The organism is Acinetobacter sp. 231_lipA (assembly GCF_058243005.1).
On sequence record NZ_JBZAYU010000001.1, the window covers coordinates 3,622,991 to 3,644,376 of the forward strand.

A 21,386-nucleotide genomic window follows, 5' to 3' on the forward strand; every position below is an offset into this window, starting at 1 on the left:
CAATGTGTGCATATTCTTGCTATGATAGCAACTAGAGATCCACATTTATTAGGCTGTTGTTAGTTATATGCACGACTCAGTTCAACTAGAACCCCTTACACGTGACATACCTCACACAAAACGAGGTCATGAACGCTGTCTTGCATTTTTATTAAGTGCAAACGAGTTGTTTTTGCAACATGGCTACGATGCAGTTTCACTTGATGATATTGTCAATCATGCGGGTGGTTCAAAAGCATCGATTTACAAATATTTTGGAAATAAAGACGGTCTTTTTACAGCAATTTGCGACTACCGTCGTGAGCTGTTTTTTAAAGATATTTGTATGCCATTTGATTTCACTAAGGACAATTTGCGCGTTTATTTAATACAAACCATTTTAAATATTCAAACACACCTTGTGCTTCCAGAAAATGCCTCTTTTTTAAGACTCATTATGGAACAAGTACAACGTAATCCGCAGTTGGCCTTTCATATTCACAAACAAGGGCCTAAACATATTGAAGATGCTGTGGCTTGTGTTTTAACCAAAGCAGATGAAATAGGTATTATTCGATGTGAACATCCAAATTATTCTGCACAGCTTTTTTTTGGGATTGTGCGTGAGTTAGAGTGGCGAGTGCTTATGAACATCTATGTTGAAGAAAATGAACAAGAAAATCTAGAATATGTTCATTATTGCGTAGATCGTTTCTTAGCAGGTCATCAAAAAGTCTAGTTTTTTTGCAATTTCCTTTGCATATAGTATATTAATCGACTCTCTTTTTTCTTTTCACCAACCAACAACTAATTGTTGTTCTGTACCTATTTCGGTTTTCAGCAATTATTGTGGAGTAACAATGGCTCTACGTCACTTTCTTACCTTACGCGATTTATCTACTTTAGAACTGAACCAAGTTGTACAACGCGGTATCGAACTAAAGCGTAAACAGCACAACAGCGAAGTATTCCAACCGTTTGTTGGTAAAGTCATGGGTATGATTTTTGAAAAATCGAGCACCCGTACCCGTGTATCGTTCGAAGCAGGCATGAGCCAATTTGGTGGCAGTGCAATTTTTCTCTCTCCACGAGACACCCAATTGGGTCGTGGTGAACCGATTGAAGATTCAGCACGCGTAATTTCAAGTATGTTGGATATTGTGATGATCCGTACTTTTGGACATGACATTGTTGAACGTTTTGCCTCTTATTCAAAAGTTCCTGTGATTAATGCTTTAACTGATGATCACCACCCTTGCCAACTACTTGCAGATGTTCAAACTTTTGTTGAACATCGTGGGCCCATTGCAGGCAAAACGGTAGCGTGGATTGGTGATGGCAACAACATGTGTAATTCATATATTGAAGCTGCACATATGTGGGGCTTCAAGTTAAAAATTGCTGCACCTAAAGGTTATGAACCCAAAGCAGAATTTTTAAGTGAATTTGCACATTGTGCAGAACTGGTTAACTCAGCTGAAGATGCTGCCGTAAATGCAGACCTCATCGTGACCGATGTATGGGCAAGCATGGGCCAAGAAGAAGAGCAAAAAATTCGTGAAGCTGCTTTTGCAGACTATCAAGTGAATGAACGTCTTATGAATCTTGCTCATCCTGATTGTTTATTTATGCATTGTTTACCTGCGCATCGCGGCGAAGAAATTTCTGAAAAGATGCTCGACCATAAAAATGCCGTGGTTTGGGATGAAGCTGAAAACCGCTTACATGCACAAAAAGCATTGGTTGAGTTTTTAATCAATGAAAATACTAAGAAAGATTAGGGTGTGTTGACACTTTTAGCTTAAAAAAATAGCGAAGTAGTAAAATCAAATCGCCAAACCCAATTTTACTATTCGCTATGCCTCGTACCATGCTGACAGATCAACACTGGCAAAAGTTGAAAGTTATTCTGCGTAATTTATCCATTCACCACAACTCAAATTTACGCAATTTTATTGAAGCTATTCTCTATAGAATTAGAACAGGCTGTCCGTGGCGAGATATTCCTTGTTGTTTTGGTCATTCAAACTCTATTTTCAAACGTTTTAATCGTTGGTCAAGCAGCGGTAAGTTACTTAGATTATTCAAATTACTAGCTTCATGCCTCGATATGGAGTGGATTTTTATTGATGGCTCTCATGTACGTGCTCATCAACATTCTGCCGGTATAGCGAATCAATCTATTTCTAAAAGTGTAGGAGGAAACTTCTCAAAAATACATTTGATTGTTGATGCACATGGCAATCCTATTGATTTCATGATTACCGATGGAACCACACATGATGTTAAAGTTGCACCTGATTTAATATCAACATTAGATTTAAAAGAGACAAAAGTGGTATGTGCAGATAAAGGCTATGATTCAGAACCACTGCGTGAACAGATCAGGAAAACAGGGACTAAAGCGAATATACCAAAGAAAACAAATAGCCAATCGAACAATGACCATATGGACTGGTATTTATATAAAATCAGGCATTTAGTTGAAAATATGTTTTGTAGATTAAAGCAATTTAGAGGAATAGCTACTCGATATGACAAGCTCAAAAGAAATTATCAAAGTTCTGTTGCTTTAGCCAGTATATTTTTATGGCTACCTTTATAGGGTTAATTATGAACAGTAAATGTCAACAGACCCTAATTAATTTTTTCAACGAAAAGCACCTAAGGGTGCTTTTTTTATACGAGCAAAGCTATAATCGGAACATAATTTTTATAAGCGACACTTTCCATGCATTTCAAAAAAACTGGCCTGTGCCTTGCTACAATTCTAAGCTCTACGTTTTTTCAGGTTCAAGCCTCAGAGTTTGATGACTACTTACAATCCAAACAAATTATTGATCAAAATTTTAAAATTAAGCAACCAGAAACGTTGAATGAAATATTAACGGTATTAACTGCAGAAGACTCTCGAACCCTCCCAATTGAAATTGATAACAACACTATCATTGAACAATTTAATCTATATGCAGACCGTACCGAGCTTAAAGGCTTGATCATTACCCCTGATTTCGCGCAGTTTGAACAGGATTTGGGTGCGAAAGAAGTTCAAAAAGTGATTAAAAAGAATGTTGTGCAAAACTGCAATATTTTCTTCGAGCATCAATATCAACGCCATAATCCCTACATTGTAAAATTACAGCTCAGCTCTGAGAAAAATAGCTACGATTTAGAATTAAAGCAAAAAGATTGTGGTATCAAATAGTACCTTTCTAGCGATTGGTTCTCTACTTTAGCGAACCAATCCTTGCGGTTGTAAGATAATCATGGCCGCACCAATCAACACCACTGCCCCACCCATTATGTCCCAACGGGATAAATATACTTGATCGACATAACGCAACCATAGCAATGCGGTAAAAATATAAATTCCGCCATAAGCGGCATAAATACGTCCTGACGCAGCCGGATGTAAAGTCAACAACCACACAAAAGCACCTAGCGCTAAAGCTGTAGGAATCCACAACCAATGACTTCTTCCCTGATTTAAAATCAAATAAGGGAAATAACAGCCTAATATTTCCATCACAGCGGTTACCAAAAACAGTACAAATGTACTTAAAACTTTCGTCAATTGAATATCCATACAACCTACTTTTATTACTTCTAACTGTTAAATACTTTTTCAATAAAAAACCCGTGCGAACACGGGTTTTTTATTATGTAGCAATTTTTAAGCAGGTTCAGCCGTTTGGTCTTCAAAAACTTCAAGTTTTAGACCCACCGCTTTACCATTTTCGTTCTTCACAGAGACCGCAACATTGCCACCATGTTCTGCAAGCTCACCAAATAGAATCATTTCAGCCAGCGGTTTTTTCAAATGCTCTTGAATGAGTCGTTGCATTGGGCGAGCGCCCATTAAACGGTCATAGCCATTTTCAGCCATCCACTCACGCGCACTCTGATCCACTTCAAGAATGACTTTTTTATCATCGAGTTGTGCTTGCAATTCAGTTAAGAACTTATCCACTACATTTTCAATTACTGTCGTAGGTAAAGCTTTAAACTGAATCACACTGTCTAAACGGTTACGGAACTCTGGAGAAAATGCTTTCTTCATTGCATCTTGGTTATCATTGCTATTGTCTTGATCCATGAAGCCAATACTCACGCGAGAAATACTTTCCGCGCCAATATTTGTGGTCAAGACCAACACCACATTACGGAAGTCTGATTTACGACCATTGTTATCAGTCAATGAACCATGATCCATGATTTGCAACAATAAGTTGAACACGTCTGGATGTGCTTTTTCAATCTCGTCTAGCAATAATACACAGTGCGGGTTTTTATGAATCGCATCGGTCAATAGACCGCCTTGATCAAAGCCCACATAACCCGGAGGCGCACCGATCAAACGTGAAACCGCATGGCGTTCCATATACTCCGACATATCGAAACGAACCAGCTCAACACCCAGTAATTTCGCAAGCTGCTTGGTGACTTCTGTTTTCCCTACCCCAGTTGGGCCTGCAAAAACAAAACTACCCACAGGCTTATCTGGTGATTTTAAGCCTGCACGCGACAGCTTAATTGCTGAGCCTAAAGCTTCAATGGCTTCATCTTGACCAAAGACCACACGTTTTAAATCACGTTCAAGATTTTCAAGAACGGTCTTGTCATCTTTAGACACAGTTTTTGGTGGAATACGTGCAATTTTCGACACGATATCTTCAATATTTTCCACGGTAATCAAGGTGTCATCTTGTTCAGCTTTCAGACGACGTTGTGCCCCTGCTTCATCAATGACATCAATGGCTTTATCCGGCAAGAAACGATCATTAATGAACTTCGCAGACAGCTCAACCGCAGAAATTAAAGCTTTGTCATCATATTTAACATGATGGAAATCTTCAAACTTGCTCTTCAAACCACGTAGAATATCAATCGTTTCTGATATAGATGGCTCATTGACATCAATTTTTTGGAAACGTCGTGACAATGCATGATCTTTTTCAAAGACTTGGCGGTATTCTTGGAATGTGGTTGAACCGATGCAGCGCAATGAACCATTGGCCAAAGCGGGTTTAATCAAGTTTGACGCATCCATCGTGCTACCCATACTTGAGCCTGCACCAATAATCATGTGGATTTCGTCAATAAACAAAACTGCTTCTGGTTTCTTTTTCAACGCGTTCAAAAGCTGTTTTAAACGTTTTTCAAAGTCACCACGGTATTTGGTTCCTGCCACCAAAGCACCAATGTCCAAGCTATACACTTCAGCATTTGCCAATGGTTTCGGTGCTTTACCATTAACAATGAGCCAAGCTAAACCTTCAGCAATCGATGTTTTACCGACACCAGGATCACCGACCAATAACGGGTTATTTTTACGGCGACGGCATAGAATTTGTGCTGCACGCTCAATTTCTTTTTCACGACCAATTAAAGGATCCGTTTTGCCCTTTTGTGCCTCAACATTTAAGTTGGTTGTATAGAGCTCTAAAGGGCCTGCGTTGCTTGAACTGGTCGATTCACCATCAAGATCTTCAATTTCTTCTTCCACTTGCACTTCGTCTTTACGTGTGCCGTGGGCCAAGTATTGTGTCAGAGTTAAACGGTTAATTTGATGGCGTTTCAAGAGGTAGACTGCAAAAGAGTCACGTTCAGAGTACATCGCCACTAAAATGTCTGCACCTTCAACTGTACGATCACCACCGCTTGATTGCACATGGAAAATTGCACGTTGTAAGATACGGTCAAAACTTTCGGTTGGATGCGGGGCTTGATCACTGTTTTCGCCCAGCTTAGGGGTGTGCTGCTCTACATATTCTTCAAGCTCTTTGCGAAGCACAATAATATCTGCACCACAGGCTTTCAATGCATTTACGGCCGAATCATTATCGAGTAAAGCCAATAATAAATGTTCAACGGTTAGGAATTCATGTCTCTTTTGTCGAGCCATACTAACAGCCAAACGTAAGGATACTTCTAATTGACGACTGAGCATGGAACCCCCTTAATCTTTCGGCTCAATCTGACAAAGTAAAGGATGACCTTGAGACCGAGCGTAATTATTGACTTGGTTTGCTTTTGTTTCCGCGATGTCTCTCGGGTAAACGCCTGCAACACCTTTTCCTTCATAATGTACAGTTAGCATTACTTGAGTGGCTTGGTCAAGATTCAAAGCAAAGTATTGTTGTAAAATTTCAATAACAAAGTCCATTGGGGTGTAGTCATCGTTCATTAAAACGACAGCATAGAGTGGCGGACGCTTAAGTTCTGGTGGCGCAGTTTGGACAGCGACATCCCCATTTTCTTCTTCATTCGGTTCATCATTGCTCAAGCGCGGGCTGATATGCCAATCGACATAGCCAGATTCATGAAAAGACTGCTTGATTTCATTTAAACACGTTGAACGCTTAGAGATACCCATAAACTTACAATTCACAATTATTGTGCATTCGCCTCAGCCTGAGGGATTTCAGAGACAAATGCAGATTGACTTTCTACGGCCTCACCACGTGACCAACTAAAGCGTCGTGTCACTGGTGTGCTACCTGTTAAACGGACTTCGATAAACTGTGGCGTAAAGCCTTTAGGCATCGTCCAACGCCCTGTTAAGCGCTCATAGTTTTCAAAGTTAAAGTTTTTGTCTTCAAGAGGCACAACTAAAACCTCTGTACCACGAATGAGTCGGAGTTCAACTGTACCTGAAGCTGCACGTTTAGATGGACTGACTTGAACCAAGTCAAGTTGATATTCAAATGCATTTTCAGGCAACGGTTTAATCGCAATATGCTGCACAGCCAGTGGAATACCGCCGCGTTGACGTAAAACCTCACGGTAAATCACAGCAGTGGTTTCAGATTGCGCTTGTTGATCCAGAGCTTTTTGCAATGACAAATACAGCTCATTTGAATTGGTTACAGCAACGTCACGCTCCTGAACAGCAGCATTGTAGTTTTTATTTAAAGCATCCAGACTGGTCTTTTGCTTTTGTACCACTTCAACCAGTTGCTCAGCATCTGCATCAAATCCTACCACCGTTAAACCCTGACGATGTCCGACGGTATAGCCCAATAGTCCACTTGCAACCATCAATATTACAGCACCAATTGCCAAAGGCTTATTGGTCTGTAAAAACGGCTTTGCAGGTTCAGGCTGTTGTGACGTCATATTTGTGTCAGTGTTCGGCATCGTCATCTCTTATTTTGATTCAATTCAAAACACACATTTAAATCGAAATCTAAATGTGTGTGAAGTTTTAAAACGTTTTTTATGGTAATAAACCAATTCCGTCTAGGCCTGCAGTTTCAGCAAACCCAAACATTAAGTTCATGTTTTGAACGGCCTGACCTGCTGCCCCTTTAACCAAATTGTCTTGTACAGAAATGACCACTAATTTTTTCGGTTGTGGTTTATACAGCGCAATACGTAGTTGATTTGCACCCCGCACAGAACGTGTCTCTGGTGAACTTCCCGCAGGCATCACATCGACAAAAGCTTCATTGGCATAAAACTGTTCATATAAACTTTGCAAATCAGCAGCTTCACCCGCATCGGTTAAGTCCACATAAATCGTGCTCAGCATGCCACGAATCATTGGCACCAAATGCGGAACAAACAAAATGTGGTTAAACACCTCTTTTAAGCCTGAAATATTTTCCAACGCTTCCACAATTTCAGGATGATGACGGTGACCTGCAACGCCATAAGCTTTGAAATTATCAGCATTTTCAGAATAGATCATACCAAGGCTGGCTTTACGGCCTGCACCAGACACACCTGATTTTGCATCAATAATAATGCTTTCAGGTTTAACTAATGTGTCGTTTTGCTTAAATAACGGCGCTAAACCCAGTTGTACTGTTGTTGGATAACAACCAGGGTTACCAATGACATTGGCATGTTTAATCTGTTCACGGTTTAATTCAGACAAACCATAAACCGAGTCTTTCAGTAGTTCAGGGCACGCATGTTGCATACCATACCATTTTTCAAACTGTTCTAAGTCTTGTAAACGGAAGTCTGCGGCAAGGTCAATCACTTTAGTATTTGCAGCCACCAACTCTTCGGCATGCTTCATGGCAACGCCATGCGGTGTCGCAAAGAACACCACATCACATTTTTTCAGTTCATCAATATTCAAATCTGAATATTTAAGTTCGGTATGTCCACGTAGGCTTGGGAACATATCATCTACACGGCGACCGTCTTCTGTACGCGATGTTAATACGCTTACTTGCACATTTGGGTGTCGTAGTAAAAGACGCAACAATTCAACGCCTGTATAACCTGTACCACCGACAATACCAACTGAAATCACGTGTATTACCTCAAACTTAAACTGTCCATTTCGTAACTGCCTAGTATGACAGGAAGTTTCTGCTTTCTAAACTGTTTTACTTGGAATTTATGCGTTTTTAGTGCTATCGACATCTAATGAGACACACCCAATATACTCTGTGCAGGCTCAAAACCAATCTGATTTCGTCCCGAATGTTTCGCCTGATATAACAATTGATCGGCATCATGTATGGCATATTTTAAGTTGGGTTGATGTACTGCAGCCAGTCCAAAACTTGCTGTCACGGCAATATTTTTTGAGGATAATCGTGCATCGGCAATACCTAAACGAATACGATTGGCAATATTATAAGCCAGCGTGGGGTCATCAATTTGCAATAAGACAATGAACTCCTCTCCGCCGAAACGCCCTACTAAATCGTGCGTACGAACATTTTGCCCAATAATTTCAACGACTTGTTGTAAAATTTGATCACCTACCAAATGCCCATAGGTGTCATTAATTTTCTTAAAATGGTCAATATCACACATGAGCAAGAAATAAGGCTGTTTAGAGAGCTGATGCAACTTTCGTTTAGCGGCTTCGTTAAAGCCACGTTGATTGAATAAATGTGTTAGCGGATCTCTTAGCCGCTCATCATTGAGTTGATGGATAATATCGCGCACCAAGGTTCCGAGCAGCACTATTGCAAACCACATACTTAAGATAATGCTCGCAGCAAGCATCATCAACCACCAGACTGAGTTTGCCAGCATGTCTGCTTCGATATTTCTTAAAAAGAGAAAAATAATGATTCCGCGAACAAAGGTATACAGCACAATAAACAAGTAGGAAAAGTCGACTATTTTATTGAGCAAATCAATCCCTTGATAATGTTTAAACATTGAAAACAAAACCAAAGACTCAACCAATGCAATTGAAATGTTCAAAATCAGCATTCTGATCCACAGTTGATCATCTACATAGGAATAATAACTGAGTGAAAGTAAAGCCATGATGATCAAGGCCAGACACCAATATGGACGTGCATTCGCATTCTTTCTTAAGCCCATAGCATAAGCGCTGGCCCATGCGCCAAACAAATACATACTGCCTAAAATAGGTGCCGACAAAGCCAACTGCTTATTCGACATAAAACTTTGCGCAGCCACAGAAAATGAAGGCACAATATATCCAAGCCCGAGCCACAATAAATATGAGGGAGCCCTAAAAGCAAAATGACATATTAAAAGCAAGCTTCCCATTAAAATCAGGCAAGCTGGAACAATTAATACAAAATAGTGGATATCTGTAAAATTCACATTTGAGATCTTTGGACTGAAATTGAGGAATGTTTACCTTAGATCATGAAGTTTAGAGCATTTTTTGACTCACGCTCAATCAATCAGAAGAAAATATTTTTAAATTCTACACGTAAAATTAACTTTAAGCGCTTGCCCACCAATACGGCAATGCGGTTGTTTTTAAGGTTTTTCGATGCTGTTGAAAGGCGGCATCATATTTAGCAACTTCAGCCCAAAAACGTGCACTATGATCAAAATGTTGCGTATGTGCGAGTTCATGCACACAGACATAACGGGTAATGGCTTCAGGAAACAACACTAAAGCACTGTTAAGCATGATGTCGTGTTTGGCACTACAACTCCCCCAGCGGGTTTTGGGTTGACGAATTGAACATTGTGCAAATTTTAAACCAGTTTCATGACTAATCTGTTGCAAATAAACAGGCAAGTGCTGTTTGGCATATGCAATTACAAAAGATTTTAAATAACTTTCAGGCTGACGGTCACTGATCCAAAGCTGGTGATTGTGCTCATCCAAAATATACGCATTTTTTTGTGTTTTATAGCTCACCGTTAAAGTATTTTGGCGATTAAATAACTGCAACTCTGCGGGAAGGGTTCGATCTATCTGTACCAGACTGGCTTGTTGCTTCTGCCAAGTTTCAACCATCCACTGTTCAGATTGATTTAAAAAATCCTGAATTTGCCGTTTGCTACAAAACTTAGGCACGGTTAAACGAATTTGAGTTGGTTCAACACGAAGTCGTAACCGGGTCGCACGTGCATGATGGGTAATTTGAATTTCAGGTAGGTCTGCTAAGGTCATTAATATTATTCTTTTATTGAATCATCCTCCCGACCCTCCTTTTGAAAGGAGGGAGAAAAACATAAGATAAAAATGTTTTTGCTTTTAGCCCCTCTTTTTCAAAGAAGAGCTTAGGGAAGATTTAAAATTAAACAGCGGTACGTTCTTCAATACCGCTGTCTGTTGCAACAACTGCCACATCTGCTTTATTGATTGCAAAAATACCATTACACACCACACCTGGAATGTCGTTAATGGTTTTTTCAAGCTCAAGCGCATTCAAGATATTTAAGTTATAAACGTCTAAAATCACGTTACCATTATCCGTCACCACGCCTTCACGGTAAGCAGGATCACCACCGAGCGCTACAATTTTACGTGCCACAGCTGAACGAGCCATTGGAATCACTTCAATCGGAAGTGGGAAGTCACGCCCCAATTGATCAACCCACTTAGAGTCATCAACGATACAAACAAATTTTCTCGCAATTGAAGCCACGATTTTCTCGCGAGTCAGTGCGGCACCACCACCTTTGATCATATGCATATGACGGTCAATTTCGTCTGCACCATCTACATAGGCATCTAAACCGCCTACAGAGTTCATATCAACCACTTCAATGCCTAATTTCTTTAAGCGCTCAGCCGTTGCTTCTGAACTTGCCACAGCCGCCTCAAGCTGAAGCTCGGGCAAAAGCTCAATTAAGAAATTGACGGTGCTGCCTGTACCCACCCCTAAAATGCCACCTTTAGGTAAGTGCTTTAAGGCAGCTTTTGCAGCAGCTTGCTTTTTTTCATCTTGGGTAGCATACAGACTCATAATTTGGCTCAACTATTTTTTGACATTTGTTGCTGATTTTACAGCCCAAATGTACAGGGGTTTGTTACAATGACCCTCTATTTTAAACTGTTAAATGGGAAATTAACATGCTGTCTCGTTTGGTTCGACAAATATTACAAGCAACAGTCTACGATGTTGCAATCGAAACTCCACTCGAAGCGGCACCTCGAATTAGTGAGAAACTCAATAACAACATTCGTTTTAAACGTGAAGACTTACAACCTGTCTTTTCATTTAAGCTGCGCGGTGCCTATAACCGCATTAGCCAACTTCCTAGAGCTCAGCTTGAACGTGGTGTGATTACCGCATCTGCTGGCAACCATGCCCAAGGCGTAGCACTGTCAGGTAAAAAACTCGGGATTCGTGCCATTATTGTGATGCCAAAAACCACCCCAGATATTAAAGTTCAGGCAGTCAAACGCTTAGGCGGTGAAGTGGTTCTCCACGGTGACTCTTTTGATGTTGCAAACAAATACGCAATTCAACGTGCTGCAGAAGACGGTATGAGTTTTATTCCACCCTATGACGATGAACTGGTCATGGCAGGTCAAGGCACGATTGGCAATGAAATTTTGCGCCAATGGCGCGATGTCGACTATGTCTTCGTCGCTGTTGGTGGCGGTGGTTTAATTGCTGGTGTAGCAGCCTACTTAGGCGATGTTGCACCACATGTCAAAGTCATTCCTGTTGAATATGACGAATCTGCTTGTTTAAAAGCCGCATTTGAAGCTGGTGAACGAGTTGTACTGCCTCAAGTCGGCTTATTTGCCGACGGTACGGCTGTCGCACAAATTGGTGAAAAACCATTTGAAGTGATTCAACTACAAAAGTCGGATAACTCAGGTCCGATCGTTGAGCGTGAAGTGGTTTTAGTCAATACCGATGAAATTTGTGCCGCCATTAAAGACACCTATGATGAGTGTCGTAGCATCGTTGAACCATCAGGTGCAATGGCCTTGGCAGGGATTAAAAAATATATTGAAAAACACGAGCTGATTGGGCAAAACATCGTCTCAATTGTATGTGGTGCCAACATGAACTTTGACCGTTTACGTTATATTGCAGAACGTACTGAATTAGGTGAACGTAAAGAAGCTATTTTTGCTGTGACCATTCCAGAGAAAAAAGGTTCATTCCTGAATTTCTGCCGAGCACTACAAGGTCGTAATATCACCGAGTTTAACTACCGTGCGAGCGATGCCAGTGCAGCGCAAGTCTTTGTCGGCATTAGCTTAAAAGGCGGTGAAAAAGAGCGTCACGATATTTTTGAAGCACTCAAAACTCAGTTCGATGTCGATGACTTATCTGATGATGAAGTGGCAAAACTGCATATTCGCTACCTAATTGGTGGGCATGCAGACCTTGAAAACGAGCGTTTGTTCCGTGTTGAGTTCCCTGAACGTCCAGGTGCGCTATTAATGTTCCTCGAACGCCTTGGCCCTACGCATAACATTACCCTATTCCACTACCGTAACCATGGTGCGGCGGAAGGTCGTGTCCTTGTTGGTTTAGAAGCAAGTGATGCGAAACAAAACCCAGATGGTTTGATTGAAACCTTAGAAAGTATTTCGTATCCATATGAAGAAATTACCAATAACCTAGGTTATCAACGTTTCTTAAAATAAAAGATTCAATACATACATAAAACCGCCCTTCGAGGCGGTTTTATTCTATGAGCTGTATCGGCTCTTCATCACCAAACGTGTGGTTATACGTAACAATAATTCTATCTATCAGCTCATCATTATGCGGTACCAACAGCCAATAGGGGTTCTCCCGCTCGATAACCAGTAAACTGAGTTCATAAGGCTCAATAAAAATTTTAATGTGATTAAAAATAACATCAAAACTAAATTCAAAATCATAACCATGCATGTCTGAGGTTTCTTCTTCCTCACTGTCATACATTTGATAAAAAGACGCCATATCATCATTAATTTGGTTTTTCAGCTCGTCTAAGTCAATACCTAACTGCTGGAGTCGATGGCATTCATCAATACCATTTTGTCGAAAATCATCGAGTTCTATTTTTTGAATGTTTGAATAATAGGTATTCAACCAACGTACAAAGTGCTCGAACTCATCTTGTTCTTCTGGAATTGCGGTATCATTCAATTCTGGAAATGCGATCCTGAGGGATTCATACAGTGTCTTCCGCATTTATATACTCCTTTGGATGAGTGATATATTGGTATAAGGCAAAGCGCGGTTGATCGAAAATAGCGTGTCTGTATAAAGATGACATCTTGTGAAATTTGGCACAACATTCGTTAACAATCGACGTATAAAAAAATTTAAAGGAAAGATGACATGGCACAATTTGCAGTGATTGGTTTAGGAAGCTTTGGAGCCACAGTTGCAACTCAACTCATTGAACTGGGACATGATGTCATTGGTATCGATAGTGAAAAAAAATATGTTGAAAATATTTCTGAGCAGGTGACCCATGCTGTCATCGCCGACGCAACAGATGAACATGTCCTCGATGAATTAAATATTAAAAACTGCGATGCCGTGGTGGTCGCAATTGGTGAAAATATTGAAGCCAGTATTTTATGTGTACTGCACCTCAAAAATATTGGGGTTGAAAAAATTTGGGTCAAAGCCAAATCAAAGTCGCACCATATGATTTTAAGCCATTTAGGGATTAGTAAAATTATTCACCCTGAAGAGGACATGGGCGTGCGGATTGCGCAGTCTTTATGCTACCCCATGGTCAGTCGCTATATGGCGCTTGAAGATAATCACTATATTGTCAAAATTGAAATTGATGAAAAACTACAAGGGACTCGCTTCCACCAACTGATGGATCAAGCACCTGATGTGAAAACATTACTCCATAAACGCGGAAAAAACGTTTTGTACAGCATTGACCCCAATTTAATTTTACAAGTGGGTGATATTCTAGTTGTTGAAGGTTTAGTTGAAACATTACGTCGTCTTTCAGCACGGTTCAAATCATGAAAAAAGTCAAAGAATGGCAAACCCCAAAAAATAGCACCATTAATTTAAGCCCGCCCAGCCTGCTGGCTTTAGGGTTTTTGAGTTTTATTATTATTGGGACCCTGTTATTAAAGCTACCCATTTCACACCACGGTGAACTCAGTTGGATTCACTCTTTGTTCACCGCCAGCTCAGCAGTCACCATTACGGGACTGTCTGTGGTGAATGTCGGTGAAACTTTTACCGTAACAGGTAAAATCATCATCATGCTACTGATTCAAATTGGTGGCTTAGGCTTTATGACTTTTGCAATTTTAGCCGCACTGAGTCTGTCGACCAAACTCGGTTTAAAGCAACAAATCATGGCGCAAGAGACCATTGGCCAAACCAGCTTATCCAAAGTATCCTTCACCATTAAAGGGGTACTGCTGTATTCCTTATTTTTTGAAGCGATCGGCACGGTTATTTTGACCATTGCATGGTTAGAAGATTACAACTTCAATCAAGCTCTGTTTTATGCGGCTTTTTACAGTGTATCCGCATTTAACAATGGTGGCTTTTCACTGTTTCCCAACAGTCTAATGAGCTTCTCGGGTCAGTATCTCATTACCTTTACCATCAGTATGCTATACATCATTGGTGGGACAGGTTTTGTGGTGTTAATGGACATTAAACGCAGCAAACGTTGGAAAGGCTTAAGTACCAATAGCAAACTGATTTTATCCACCATTGCAGGTTTGAACCTGATTGCTTTTGTTCTCTTATGGGCGATTGAATCGAACAATCCCCTCACTTTAGCGCCAATGAGCTTAGGTGACCAAGCTTTAAATGCATGGTTCCATGCCACCGTGCCTCGTTCATCGGGCTTTAACAGTCTTGATTTAGCACAAATGAAAGATGCTTCGACCCTCGTGACCATGTTACTGATGTTCATTGGGGGCGGCTCGATGAGTACCGCGGGCGGGATTAAAGTAGGTACTTTTATTATTGTTTTACTCAGCGTGATTAGCTTCCTTAGACGTGAAGATGAAATTCGCGTGTTCAATCACTCTATTTCTCAAAAAACCTCTTTTAAGGCGATGGCTGTTGTCTCTATTACCACAGCACTTATTTTCTTAGGCATCTTTACTTTATCCTTAATCGAGCCTAATCATCAGTTTATGGATTTGTTATTTGAAGCCATTTCAGCCGCTTGTACTGTCGGTTTGTCACGCGGCATCACGGGTGAACTTCAACCTGCAAGTTTATTTATTCTGATGCTCTTGATGTTTGCAGGTCGTTTAGGTCCTTTAACACTAGCCTACCTGATTGCGACGCCAAAAAAGAGCCGTTTAAAACATCCAACTGCCGATATTCAAATTGGTTAAAACACCTAACACTTAAACATAAAAAAACCACGTATCAAACGTGGTATTTTTATGTCTCTAAATTAGTACCAATTCATTAAGGACACACCCAAGCCCACATAAGTCGCTCGGTGGTTATAATCAATTAAGCTTTCGCCATAACCATCAAACAACTGGAAATGGCCACGCAATTTCCCTGAAATAGGAAAAGCCCAGTCAAACTGTGCAGCACCGCGCGAGTCATCGCCACCTTTTAAACTATGGCGTAGCATGAGTGAAAAATCATGTTCATTCCAACGGTAGAATGCTGTTAAATCACCCCGTCCGACATAATCCTTAATATCAGGGTTATTATCATCACCTGCATCTTCATCTAGACGGTACCAAGGGCGCAGCATGAGCGCAAAGTTGTCTCTTTCAAAACCCACATTCAACATGACACGGTTCCAACTACGCGACAGCGGATCGGAACGACCATTAGACTGGTGGTTGAAAGTTAATCCCAGTAAGCGACCATTTAAACCCAACAGTTCATAATTGGTACGGAAAACCAAACTGGCTTCAGGCTCATAGTTGGTTTCACGGAACGGACGTGATTCTTCACCGTTATACACCTGCCAACGAGAAGACTGGGTATAACCTAACCAAACATCGCCATTGTCTCCAAATAAGTTCTCGACTGCTTTGGTTTTTAAAGACAGTTGGAATTTCGCTTCCATTGACTTTAGGTTCTGATCTTCATCTACCGTATTGGTCGGATTTGGACTTTGTGGATATTCATTTTTATCTGTCGTCCAAAAACCAGGCATTAAATACACTGGTTGATAAGCACGAATATTCCAAGTCCCTAATTTACTTTCGGGTGAAAGCTCCCAACGGCTATCCATTAAAGATAAATTTGGGGATATTTTAGGACCTTCAGAAGCGAAAACAGAGCTCACACCTTGTGCAATCTTCCCTGTGATATTTTCAGGTTCTGGCGCAATTTCCATGGCTGCACGTTGCTCAGAAACAATGCGTGGCTTTACTGCTTCAGGAATTTTGAATAATGCATCATAACAAGCCAAACGGTCTGCATTCGATGCCAATGCAACACATGCCTCGGCTGTTGCAGGAGCTGCAGGTACTTCGGAAATTTGTGCATGTGTTTTAGCGACACCCAAAGTACTAAGCAAAGTCATGCCCAGTACTAAAGTTGAACGCTCAAATGAGTTGAACGCCATACGACCCTCTTATTGTTTTACTGAACTTGTTGAATACTAAAACCTAACTCAATTAAAGTATCACGCTTCGCCATAGGTGCAACCACGGCTTTCGTTGGTTTTTGTTCAAGCAAGTATTGTACCGCCACACGTTGCAAGTCCTCTAAACTCACAGCCAAAAGACTGCTACGTAACTGCTTACGGAAGGCTGGTGTACGTGCATGTAAAAGTGCATAACATGCCGTAATCGCTTCACCCGCTGGTGAACCTGGTTTGTCCATACCCGCAATCAAACCTAAAATTGCTTCTTCAAGCTGATGTGGCTTTTGCTCAGTATTGAGCAACCATTGCACACTGGCTTCAAAGTCATTGAAGGTTTCAGCCAAACGCGGGTCACGGTAGCTATAGAAGCGGAATGAACATGCGTTGCCGTCATAGCTTGCGCCACCACCATAAGCCCCACCTTTTTCACGAATTGCACTGTGTAAGAAACCATTACGCAAGTACGCTGCCAGTACCATCAGCGGTGCAGCATCTGGATGTGACACCTCAACAGCTTGATAAGCTGATGAGCAGAATTGAACATTGGCTTGAATTAACCACGCCTCATCTGCATCGGTATCGATCTGCTCAGCCGTTTTCAAACTCACAGTTTGCTCAGGAATGGCTAACTTGTCCCACACATTTTGAACTTCTTCAACCAAACGGTCTGACTGATGTTCTTCACAAACCAGTAAGAACTGTTTTGGTGCTTGTAAAAGTTTTAAATGAATCGCTTTTAATTCATTGATCAAATCATTATAAGCTGCTGCATCATTTTCAATACGGCTGACTAGATCGCCTAACCAGTTTAATGCACCTAAGCCCGTGTTGTGATAATCACGTTTTGCCAACGCACTGTGGTTACGTCCTGCAATTTGCATCGCATAACTGTGGCCTGAACCTGAAAGACGTGATGCCCAACGGGTTTTGCGTTGTTGCAACAATTCGATAATACGATCTTTTTCGTCAAAACGGAGTTGTTCAAAAGCCAGTTTCAACAATGCAATACTGTCAAAATTACTCACCAACGATTTTGTGGTCAGCGTTAACCATGCACTGATTTGATTTTTATCATTTACTTGAGATCGTAAAGAGGCGCCCATACCTAAACCACCACTCACCGCAGTTTGTAGTTGTTGTAGTTCTAGATAGTCATATTGACCTGCACCAACTTCACCCATCAAAATGGACAGCAAGTTAAAGTATGGCGATTGCACTACATCTTGCGGAATCTGGATCAGCACTTGGTTGTAGTAAATACCGTTGGTACCCGCATGATAAAGATTCAACGGATAATCGATACGATTTGAGATAATCTCGCGCAACTGCCCTTGTACAATTTGCAGTTCAGCTGGCACATCTTCCAAGCCCACTTTTGGCAAAAGATTAAGGTCATCAGGGGTATCTTGACGGACTTTGAGTGCTTCAGTTTGTGCTTCAATTTCTGCTTTTTCAGCTTCTGTTAGCTGCGCACCAATTTCGGCTAAACGTACTTTTTCTGCCGCCGCTTCCACTGCAGATTTATTGGCATCAGGCACCAAAGTCATTTGTACACGGTGCGGGTTATCAATCAAATAGGTTTTGATTAAATTTGACAACCACATTGGATCTTTCAGTTCTTCTTTTACCGCAGCAATGGCTGAGTCCACATCCCATACAGTGACTGGGTCGCTGTGGTGAATCGCACTGCCCAAACCATTTAAAATCAGGCTTAGACCGTAAGGCATGCCATCACCATTGATTTCGCGTTGATGTAATTCAATTTGATGTAAAATTGCATCCACCATGTTTTGATCGACAGGTTTTGAAGCGACGTCTTCTAAAACCTTAAACACACCTGCTTTAAACTCAGCTGTATGTTCTGGATTAGAACCTTGTACGCCACAGTAGAAGGTCATTTCGTAGTTTGAATCATCTACCCCCATAATCGGGCCAGTAGACTGTGCATAACCACACGTTTCTAAATAATGACGTAATGGAGAAGCCGAGTCTTCTAACAGTACACCTTCTACAAGGCGCATACCTAAGCGTAGTTTGATCTCGCTGGCTTTAGGCAATAACCACGAAATGATGTGATAAGTTTTGTCTTTTAAATCTTCTGCATCTACCGCATAGGTTTCAGTCACTTCTAGCGGTGCAGTCAAACGGTGCTCTTCTTTAGAGAATAGCGTTTCACCTTTTGAAAACTTCGCCAAGGCTAAAGTTTCAAACTGCTCTTGTAGATTGTAAGCAGGTTCATTACCAAAGGTCATGAAAACTGCGTTACTTGGGTGATAATGCGACTTATAGAAATCCACCAACTCAGGGTAAGTCAAGTCTGGAATATCTTTAGGGTCGCCACCTGAGTTGTAGTGGTAAGTGGTTTCAGGAAATAAGTGATGCGCTAACTGATGATACAACTGGTCTGAAGGCGAACTCATAGCCCCTTTCATTTCGTTGAAAACTACACCTTTATAAACAGGCTCACCGTTTTCAAGCTCAATGCGGATTCCTTCTTGGGCAAAATCCAGCGGATTCAAATTGGCTGCAAAAGCCGCATCTAAATATACTTCAAGTAAATTTTGGAAATCTTTTTTATTCTGAGTCGCAAATGGATACGCTGTCCAGTCCGCCGCAGTAAAGGCGTTCATAAAAGTATTCAATGAACGACGAATCATTAAAAAGAACGGATCGCGAACAGGAAATTTTTCCGAACCGCACAGTGCTGTGTGCTCTAAAATATGTGCTTCGCCTTTTGAATCCATAGGTTGGGTGCGAAAGGCAACCAAGAATACATTTTCATCATGATTGGTGGCCAAGTGATAATGCACTGCCCCAGTGACTTTATGTTTATATTCAGACACTAAAATGTCTAAAGCTTCAACATGGTGTTGACGTACCAACTGAAACGCAGGATGTACAGTTTGAGAAATGGTTTCAGTGACATCTACAGTCATGTGATCTCCTAACAATAATTAATACACTGCCTGCATTATAGCTTTAGTTGTCAAAAGATTTCACGCTGAAAACCCGAGTAATTTGCTGGAAATTTGAAAAGCATCTCATTGCTTTCCAAATTTCAGTCTTTTTGAGGGAAGCGTTCTCAAAAGTAAAACTAGATGAGATATTTAAAATAATTATAGTTCGGGTGATTTTCCACAAAAACATAGTTTTGCTTCTGATAGAAACTGGCTGCGGACAAATCCGCGGTATTTAAACACAGCGCAGAAAAGTTTGGACGTGCACATTTTTCTAAATGCGCCAACAACTGACGACCCACACCACTCTTACGGTATTTAGGATGTACATAAAAACGGCGTACGCGCCCAATACGCGCCTCGATTTCATTTTCACCCCATTGCTGATTTAAACCTCCACAGGCAATCAATTGGTCTTGATCGTAGGCCAATAACAACACTTCACCCTTTTGATCAAAACGATTTTTTCCGCTTTGATATTCTTCGATCAAGCGGGTCAACGGTTCATATCCTTCTTTTGCTGCGAGTTGTGCCAAAGCTTGTATTTGAGGAGGTAATTGTTCTGCCGCTTGAATTAAAATTTCCATCTAAACTTCCTTGAATATGAGCAAAGCCATTTCACTACATTTGCCACGTAAATAAAATGAATTTTCCTCAACAAACTACAGCAATCTTGAGCATTGGTGTAAAATGTCGCTTTATTTTCAATACGTGACGAAAAAAGACATGGCAACTGTTGATCTTTTTGCAATTGGTAATGCACTAATCGACCAAGAATTTAAAGTCTCTGACGACTTCCTTATTCAACAACATTTGCAAAAAGGCACTATGCAGTTAACTGATGGTGAAACACAAGCAGATCTTTATAAAAAATTAAAAGAAACACAAAACTATAAAGGTCAGGCTTCAGGTGGTTCAGCAGCCAACACTACCGTTGCTTTTAGTGCCTTGGGTGGTTCAGCATTTTATGCATGCCGCGTGGGCAATGATGAACTAGGACAAACTTACCTCAACGGTTTGCACGAAGCAGGCATTAAAAACACTGATAAATCAATCAGTGAAGGCGTAACAGGCACGTGTATGGTTTTAGTCAGTGAAGACTCAGAACGCACTATGCATACCTATTTGGGGATCACGGCCGAGTTAACTGAACAACAGATTGACTTTGAACCCTTAAAAACAGCGAAATGGCTCTATATCGAAGGTTATCTTTCAACCAGCGATAGCGCACGTTTAGCTGTTAAGCAGGCTCGTGAAATTGCCAAAGCCCATGGTGTTAAAATTGCATTAACCCTATCTGACCCTGCGATGGTGCAATACGCGCGTCATGGTCTAGATGAAATGATTGCGGATGGTGTGGACTTATTGTTCTGTAACCAGCAAGAAGCCATGATGTACACTGAAACTGAAACTGTTGAGGCGGCTTTAGCAAAACTTAAAACACTGAGCCAGCATGTGGTGATTACTCTTTCCGCTGAAGGTGCACTTATTTCAAATGCACAGGAAACATTTAATGTCGCGGGTCGTAAAGTACACGCTATTGATGCCAATGGTGCCGGTGATGCCTTTGCTGGTGCCTTCCTTTATGCAGTGAATGCGGGCTTAGGCTTACATACAGCTGCGCAACTTGCAATTTTGATTTCAAGTGAAGTGGTGTCACAGTTTGGCCCTCGTTTGGCTGTGACAGATTACGCTGAATTGTTCCAACAACTGCAAAAGGAATGTGCATGATGCAAA

The 21,386-nt window shown here is 41.0% G+C and carries 19 protein-coding genes and 1 pseudogene; 8 read left to right on the forward strand and 12 right to left on the reverse strand.

Annotated features, from left to right (window positions below):
• The first annotated feature begins 67 nt into the window (after positions 1-67).
• The 4 genes and pseudogenes from AC4CUX_RS17860 to AC4CUX_RS17875 all read left to right on the forward strand — a co-directional run bounded on the left by AC4CUX_RS17860 (position 68) and on the right by AC4CUX_RS17875 (position 3,184).
• Positions 68-718 carry a TetR/AcrR family transcriptional regulator gene (locus AC4CUX_RS17860; RefSeq protein ID WP_005401081.1) on the forward strand — a complete coding sequence of 217 codons (651 nt, stop codon included), beginning with the start codon at positions 68-70 and terminating at the stop codon, positions 716-718.
• Positions 719-839: 121 nt separating this feature from the next.
• Positions 840-1,760, forward strand: coding sequence for an ornithine carbamoyltransferase (argF, locus tag AC4CUX_RS17865; protein ID WP_201706579.1), 921 nt, complete (start codon positions 840-842; stop codon positions 1,758-1,760).
• A 77-nt stretch (positions 1,761-1,837) separates the two neighbouring features.
• Positions 1,838-2,603: pseudogene (locus AC4CUX_RS17870) on the forward strand (IS5-like element ISAba31 family transposase).
• A 107-nt stretch (positions 2,604-2,710) separates the two neighbouring features.
• Positions 2,711-3,184, forward strand: coding sequence for a hypothetical protein (locus AC4CUX_RS17875; RefSeq protein WP_004696701.1), 474 nt, complete (start codon positions 2,711-2,713; stop codon positions 3,182-3,184).
• 27 nt (positions 3,185-3,211) lie between these two features.
• Here the strand turns inward: AC4CUX_RS17875 and AC4CUX_RS17880 are convergent, their stop codons facing one another.
• The 8 genes from AC4CUX_RS17880 to rpiA all read right to left on the reverse strand — a co-directional run bounded on the left by AC4CUX_RS17880 (position 3,212) and on the right by rpiA (position 11,138).
• Entirely contained in the window at positions 3,212-3,565 is a 354-nt protein-coding gene (locus tag AC4CUX_RS17880; RefSeq protein WP_005401079.1) for a YnfA family protein, read from the reverse strand.
• Positions 3,566-3,652: 87 nt separating this feature from the next.
• Complete coding sequence (gene clpA / locus AC4CUX_RS17885) at positions 3,653-5,929, reverse strand: ATP-dependent Clp protease ATP-binding subunit ClpA (protein WP_005401078.1); 2,277 nt, start codon at positions 5,927-5,929, stop codon at positions 3,653-3,655.
• Positions 5,930-5,938: 9 nt separating this feature from the next.
• Entirely contained in the window at positions 5,939-6,355 is a 417-nt protein-coding gene (gene clpS, locus AC4CUX_RS17890; RefSeq protein WP_005401077.1) for an ATP-dependent Clp protease adapter ClpS, read from the reverse strand.
• A 17-nt stretch (positions 6,356-6,372) separates the two neighbouring features.
• Complete coding sequence (locus tag AC4CUX_RS17895) at positions 6,373-7,119, reverse strand: DUF6776 family protein (protein WP_039890406.1); 747 nt, start codon at positions 7,117-7,119, stop codon at positions 6,373-6,375.
• A gap of 79 nt (positions 7,120-7,198) precedes the next feature.
• On the reverse strand, positions 7,199-8,254 hold the full coding sequence (gene argC, locus AC4CUX_RS17900) for an N-acetyl-gamma-glutamyl-phosphate reductase (RefSeq protein ID WP_171054258.1): 1,056 nt from the start codon (positions 8,252-8,254) through the stop codon (positions 7,199-7,201).
• Positions 8,255-8,361: 107 nt separating this feature from the next.
• Positions 8,362-9,396 carry a GGDEF domain-containing protein gene (locus AC4CUX_RS17905; RefSeq protein ID WP_039890403.1) on the reverse strand — a complete coding sequence of 345 codons (1,035 nt, stop codon included), beginning with the start codon at positions 9,394-9,396 and terminating at the stop codon, positions 8,362-8,364.
• A 259-nt stretch (positions 9,397-9,655) separates the two neighbouring features.
• Positions 9,656-10,339 carry a M48 family metallopeptidase gene (locus tag AC4CUX_RS17910; protein ID WP_005401073.1) on the reverse strand — a complete coding sequence of 228 codons (684 nt, stop codon included), beginning with the start codon at positions 10,337-10,339 and terminating at the stop codon, positions 9,656-9,658.
• 127 nt (positions 10,340-10,466) lie between these two features.
• A complete protein-coding gene (gene rpiA, locus AC4CUX_RS17915; protein ID WP_004696685.1) occupies positions 10,467-11,138 on the reverse strand; it encodes a ribose-5-phosphate isomerase RpiA in 672 nt (223 codons plus the stop codon).
• Positions 11,139-11,245: 107 nt separating this feature from the next.
• Between rpiA and ilvA the strand changes: the two genes are divergently transcribed.
• Positions 11,246-12,784 carry a threonine ammonia-lyase, biosynthetic gene (gene ilvA / locus AC4CUX_RS17920; protein ID WP_005401072.1) on the forward strand — a complete coding sequence of 513 codons (1,539 nt, stop codon included), beginning with the start codon at positions 11,246-11,248 and terminating at the stop codon, positions 12,782-12,784.
• 40 nt (positions 12,785-12,824) lie between these two features.
• On the opposite strand, the gene AC4CUX_RS17925 is transcribed toward ilvA, so the two are convergent.
• The gene (locus tag AC4CUX_RS17925) at positions 12,825-13,319 is read right to left on the reverse strand and encodes a hypothetical protein (RefSeq protein ID WP_005401071.1); all 495 of its coding nucleotides are present in this window, start codon (positions 13,317-13,319) and stop codon (positions 12,825-12,827) included.
• A 150-nt stretch (positions 13,320-13,469) separates the two neighbouring features.
• Here AC4CUX_RS17925 and AC4CUX_RS17930 point away from each other — a divergent pair, with 150 nt between their 5' ends.
• Both AC4CUX_RS17930 and AC4CUX_RS17935 read left to right on the forward strand, forming a co-directional pair.
• Positions 13,470-14,123, forward strand: a complete 654-nt coding sequence (locus AC4CUX_RS17930; RefSeq protein WP_004981828.1) for a potassium channel family protein — start codon at positions 13,470-13,472, stop codon at positions 14,121-14,123.
• Entirely contained in the window at positions 14,120-15,469 is a 1,350-nt protein-coding gene (locus tag AC4CUX_RS17935; RefSeq protein WP_005401070.1) for a TrkH family potassium uptake protein, read from the forward strand. The genes AC4CUX_RS17930 and AC4CUX_RS17935 overlap by 4 nt, the downstream gene beginning before the upstream one ends.
• Before the next feature lie 62 nt (positions 15,470-15,531).
• Here the strand turns inward: AC4CUX_RS17935 and AC4CUX_RS17940 are convergent, their stop codons facing one another.
• The 3 genes from AC4CUX_RS17940 to AC4CUX_RS17950 all read right to left on the reverse strand — a co-directional run bounded on the left by AC4CUX_RS17940 (position 15,532) and on the right by AC4CUX_RS17950 (position 20,236).
• Positions 15,532-16,671 carry a phospholipase A gene (locus AC4CUX_RS17940; protein WP_005401069.1) on the reverse strand — a complete coding sequence of 380 codons (1,140 nt, stop codon included), beginning with the start codon at positions 16,669-16,671 and terminating at the stop codon, positions 15,532-15,534.
• 17 nt (positions 16,672-16,688) lie between these two features.
• Positions 16,689-19,628 (reverse strand): insulinase family protein, encoded by a 2,940-nt coding sequence (locus AC4CUX_RS17945; RefSeq protein ID WP_005401068.1) that lies wholly within the window; start codon positions 19,626-19,628, stop codon positions 16,689-16,691.
• 158 nt (positions 19,629-19,786) lie between these two features.
• A complete protein-coding gene (locus tag AC4CUX_RS17950) occupies positions 19,787-20,236 on the reverse strand; it encodes a GNAT family N-acetyltransferase (RefSeq protein WP_004696669.1) in 450 nt (149 codons plus the stop codon).
• A gap of 139 nt (positions 20,237-20,375) precedes the next feature.
• Between AC4CUX_RS17950 and AC4CUX_RS17955 the strand changes: the two genes are divergently transcribed.
• Entirely contained in the window at positions 20,376-21,380 is a 1,005-nt protein-coding gene (locus AC4CUX_RS17955) for an adenosine kinase (RefSeq protein WP_005401067.1), read from the forward strand.
• Positions 21,381-21,386: the final 6 nt, after the last annotated feature.

Coding starts and splice junctions, on each gene's coding strand:
- AC4CUX_RS17945 (WP_005401068.1), bottom strand. CDS start 19,628: ATGACTGTAGATGTCACTGAAACCATTTCTCAAACTGTACATCCTGCG.
- AC4CUX_RS17930 (WP_004981828.1), top strand. CDS start 13,470: ATGGCACAATTTGCAGTGATTGGTTTAGGAAGCTTTGGAGCCACAGTT.
- clpA (WP_005401078.1), bottom strand. CDS start 5,929: ATGCTCAGTCGTCAATTAGAAGTATCCTTACGTTTGGCTGTTAGTATG.
- ilvA (WP_005401072.1), top strand. CDS start 11,246: ATGCTGTCTCGTTTGGTTCGACAAATATTACAAGCAACAGTCTACGAT.
- rpiA (WP_004696685.1), bottom strand. CDS start 11,138: ATGAGTCTGTATGCTACCCAAGATGAAAAAAAGCAAGCTGCTGCAAAA.
- AC4CUX_RS17935 (WP_005401070.1), top strand. CDS start 14,120: ATGAAAAAAGTCAAAGAATGGCAAACCCCAAAAAATAGCACCATTAAT.
- AC4CUX_RS17880 (WP_005401079.1), bottom strand. CDS start 3,565: ATGGATATTCAATTGACGAAAGTTTTAAGTACATTTGTACTGTTTTTG.
- AC4CUX_RS17895 (WP_039890406.1), bottom strand. CDS start 7,119: ATGCCGAACACTGACACAAATATGACGTCACAACAGCCTGAACCTGCA.
- AC4CUX_RS17940 (WP_005401069.1), bottom strand. CDS start 16,671: ATGGCGTTCAACTCATTTGAGCGTTCAACTTTAGTACTGGGCATGACT.
- AC4CUX_RS17875 (WP_004696701.1), top strand. CDS start 2,711: ATGCATTTCAAAAAAACTGGCCTGTGCCTTGCTACAATTCTAAGCTCT.
- argF (WP_201706579.1), top strand. CDS start 840: ATGGCTCTACGTCACTTTCTTACCTTACGCGATTTATCTACTTTAGAA.
- AC4CUX_RS17910 (WP_005401073.1), bottom strand. CDS start 10,339: ATGACCTTAGCAGACCTACCTGAAATTCAAATTACCCATCATGCACGT.
- AC4CUX_RS17860 (WP_005401081.1), top strand. CDS start 68: ATGCACGACTCAGTTCAACTAGAACCCCTTACACGTGACATACCTCAC.
- AC4CUX_RS17950 (WP_004696669.1), bottom strand. CDS start 20,236: ATGGAAATTTTAATTCAAGCGGCAGAACAATTACCTCCTCAAATACAA.
- AC4CUX_RS17955 (WP_005401067.1), top strand. CDS start 20,376: ATGGCAACTGTTGATCTTTTTGCAATTGGTAATGCACTAATCGACCAA.
- clpS (WP_005401077.1), bottom strand. CDS start 6,355: ATGGGTATCTCTAAGCGTTCAACGTGTTTAAATGAAATCAAGCAGTCT.
- AC4CUX_RS17925 (WP_005401071.1), bottom strand. CDS start 13,319: ATGCGGAAGACACTGTATGAATCCCTCAGGATCGCATTTCCAGAATTG.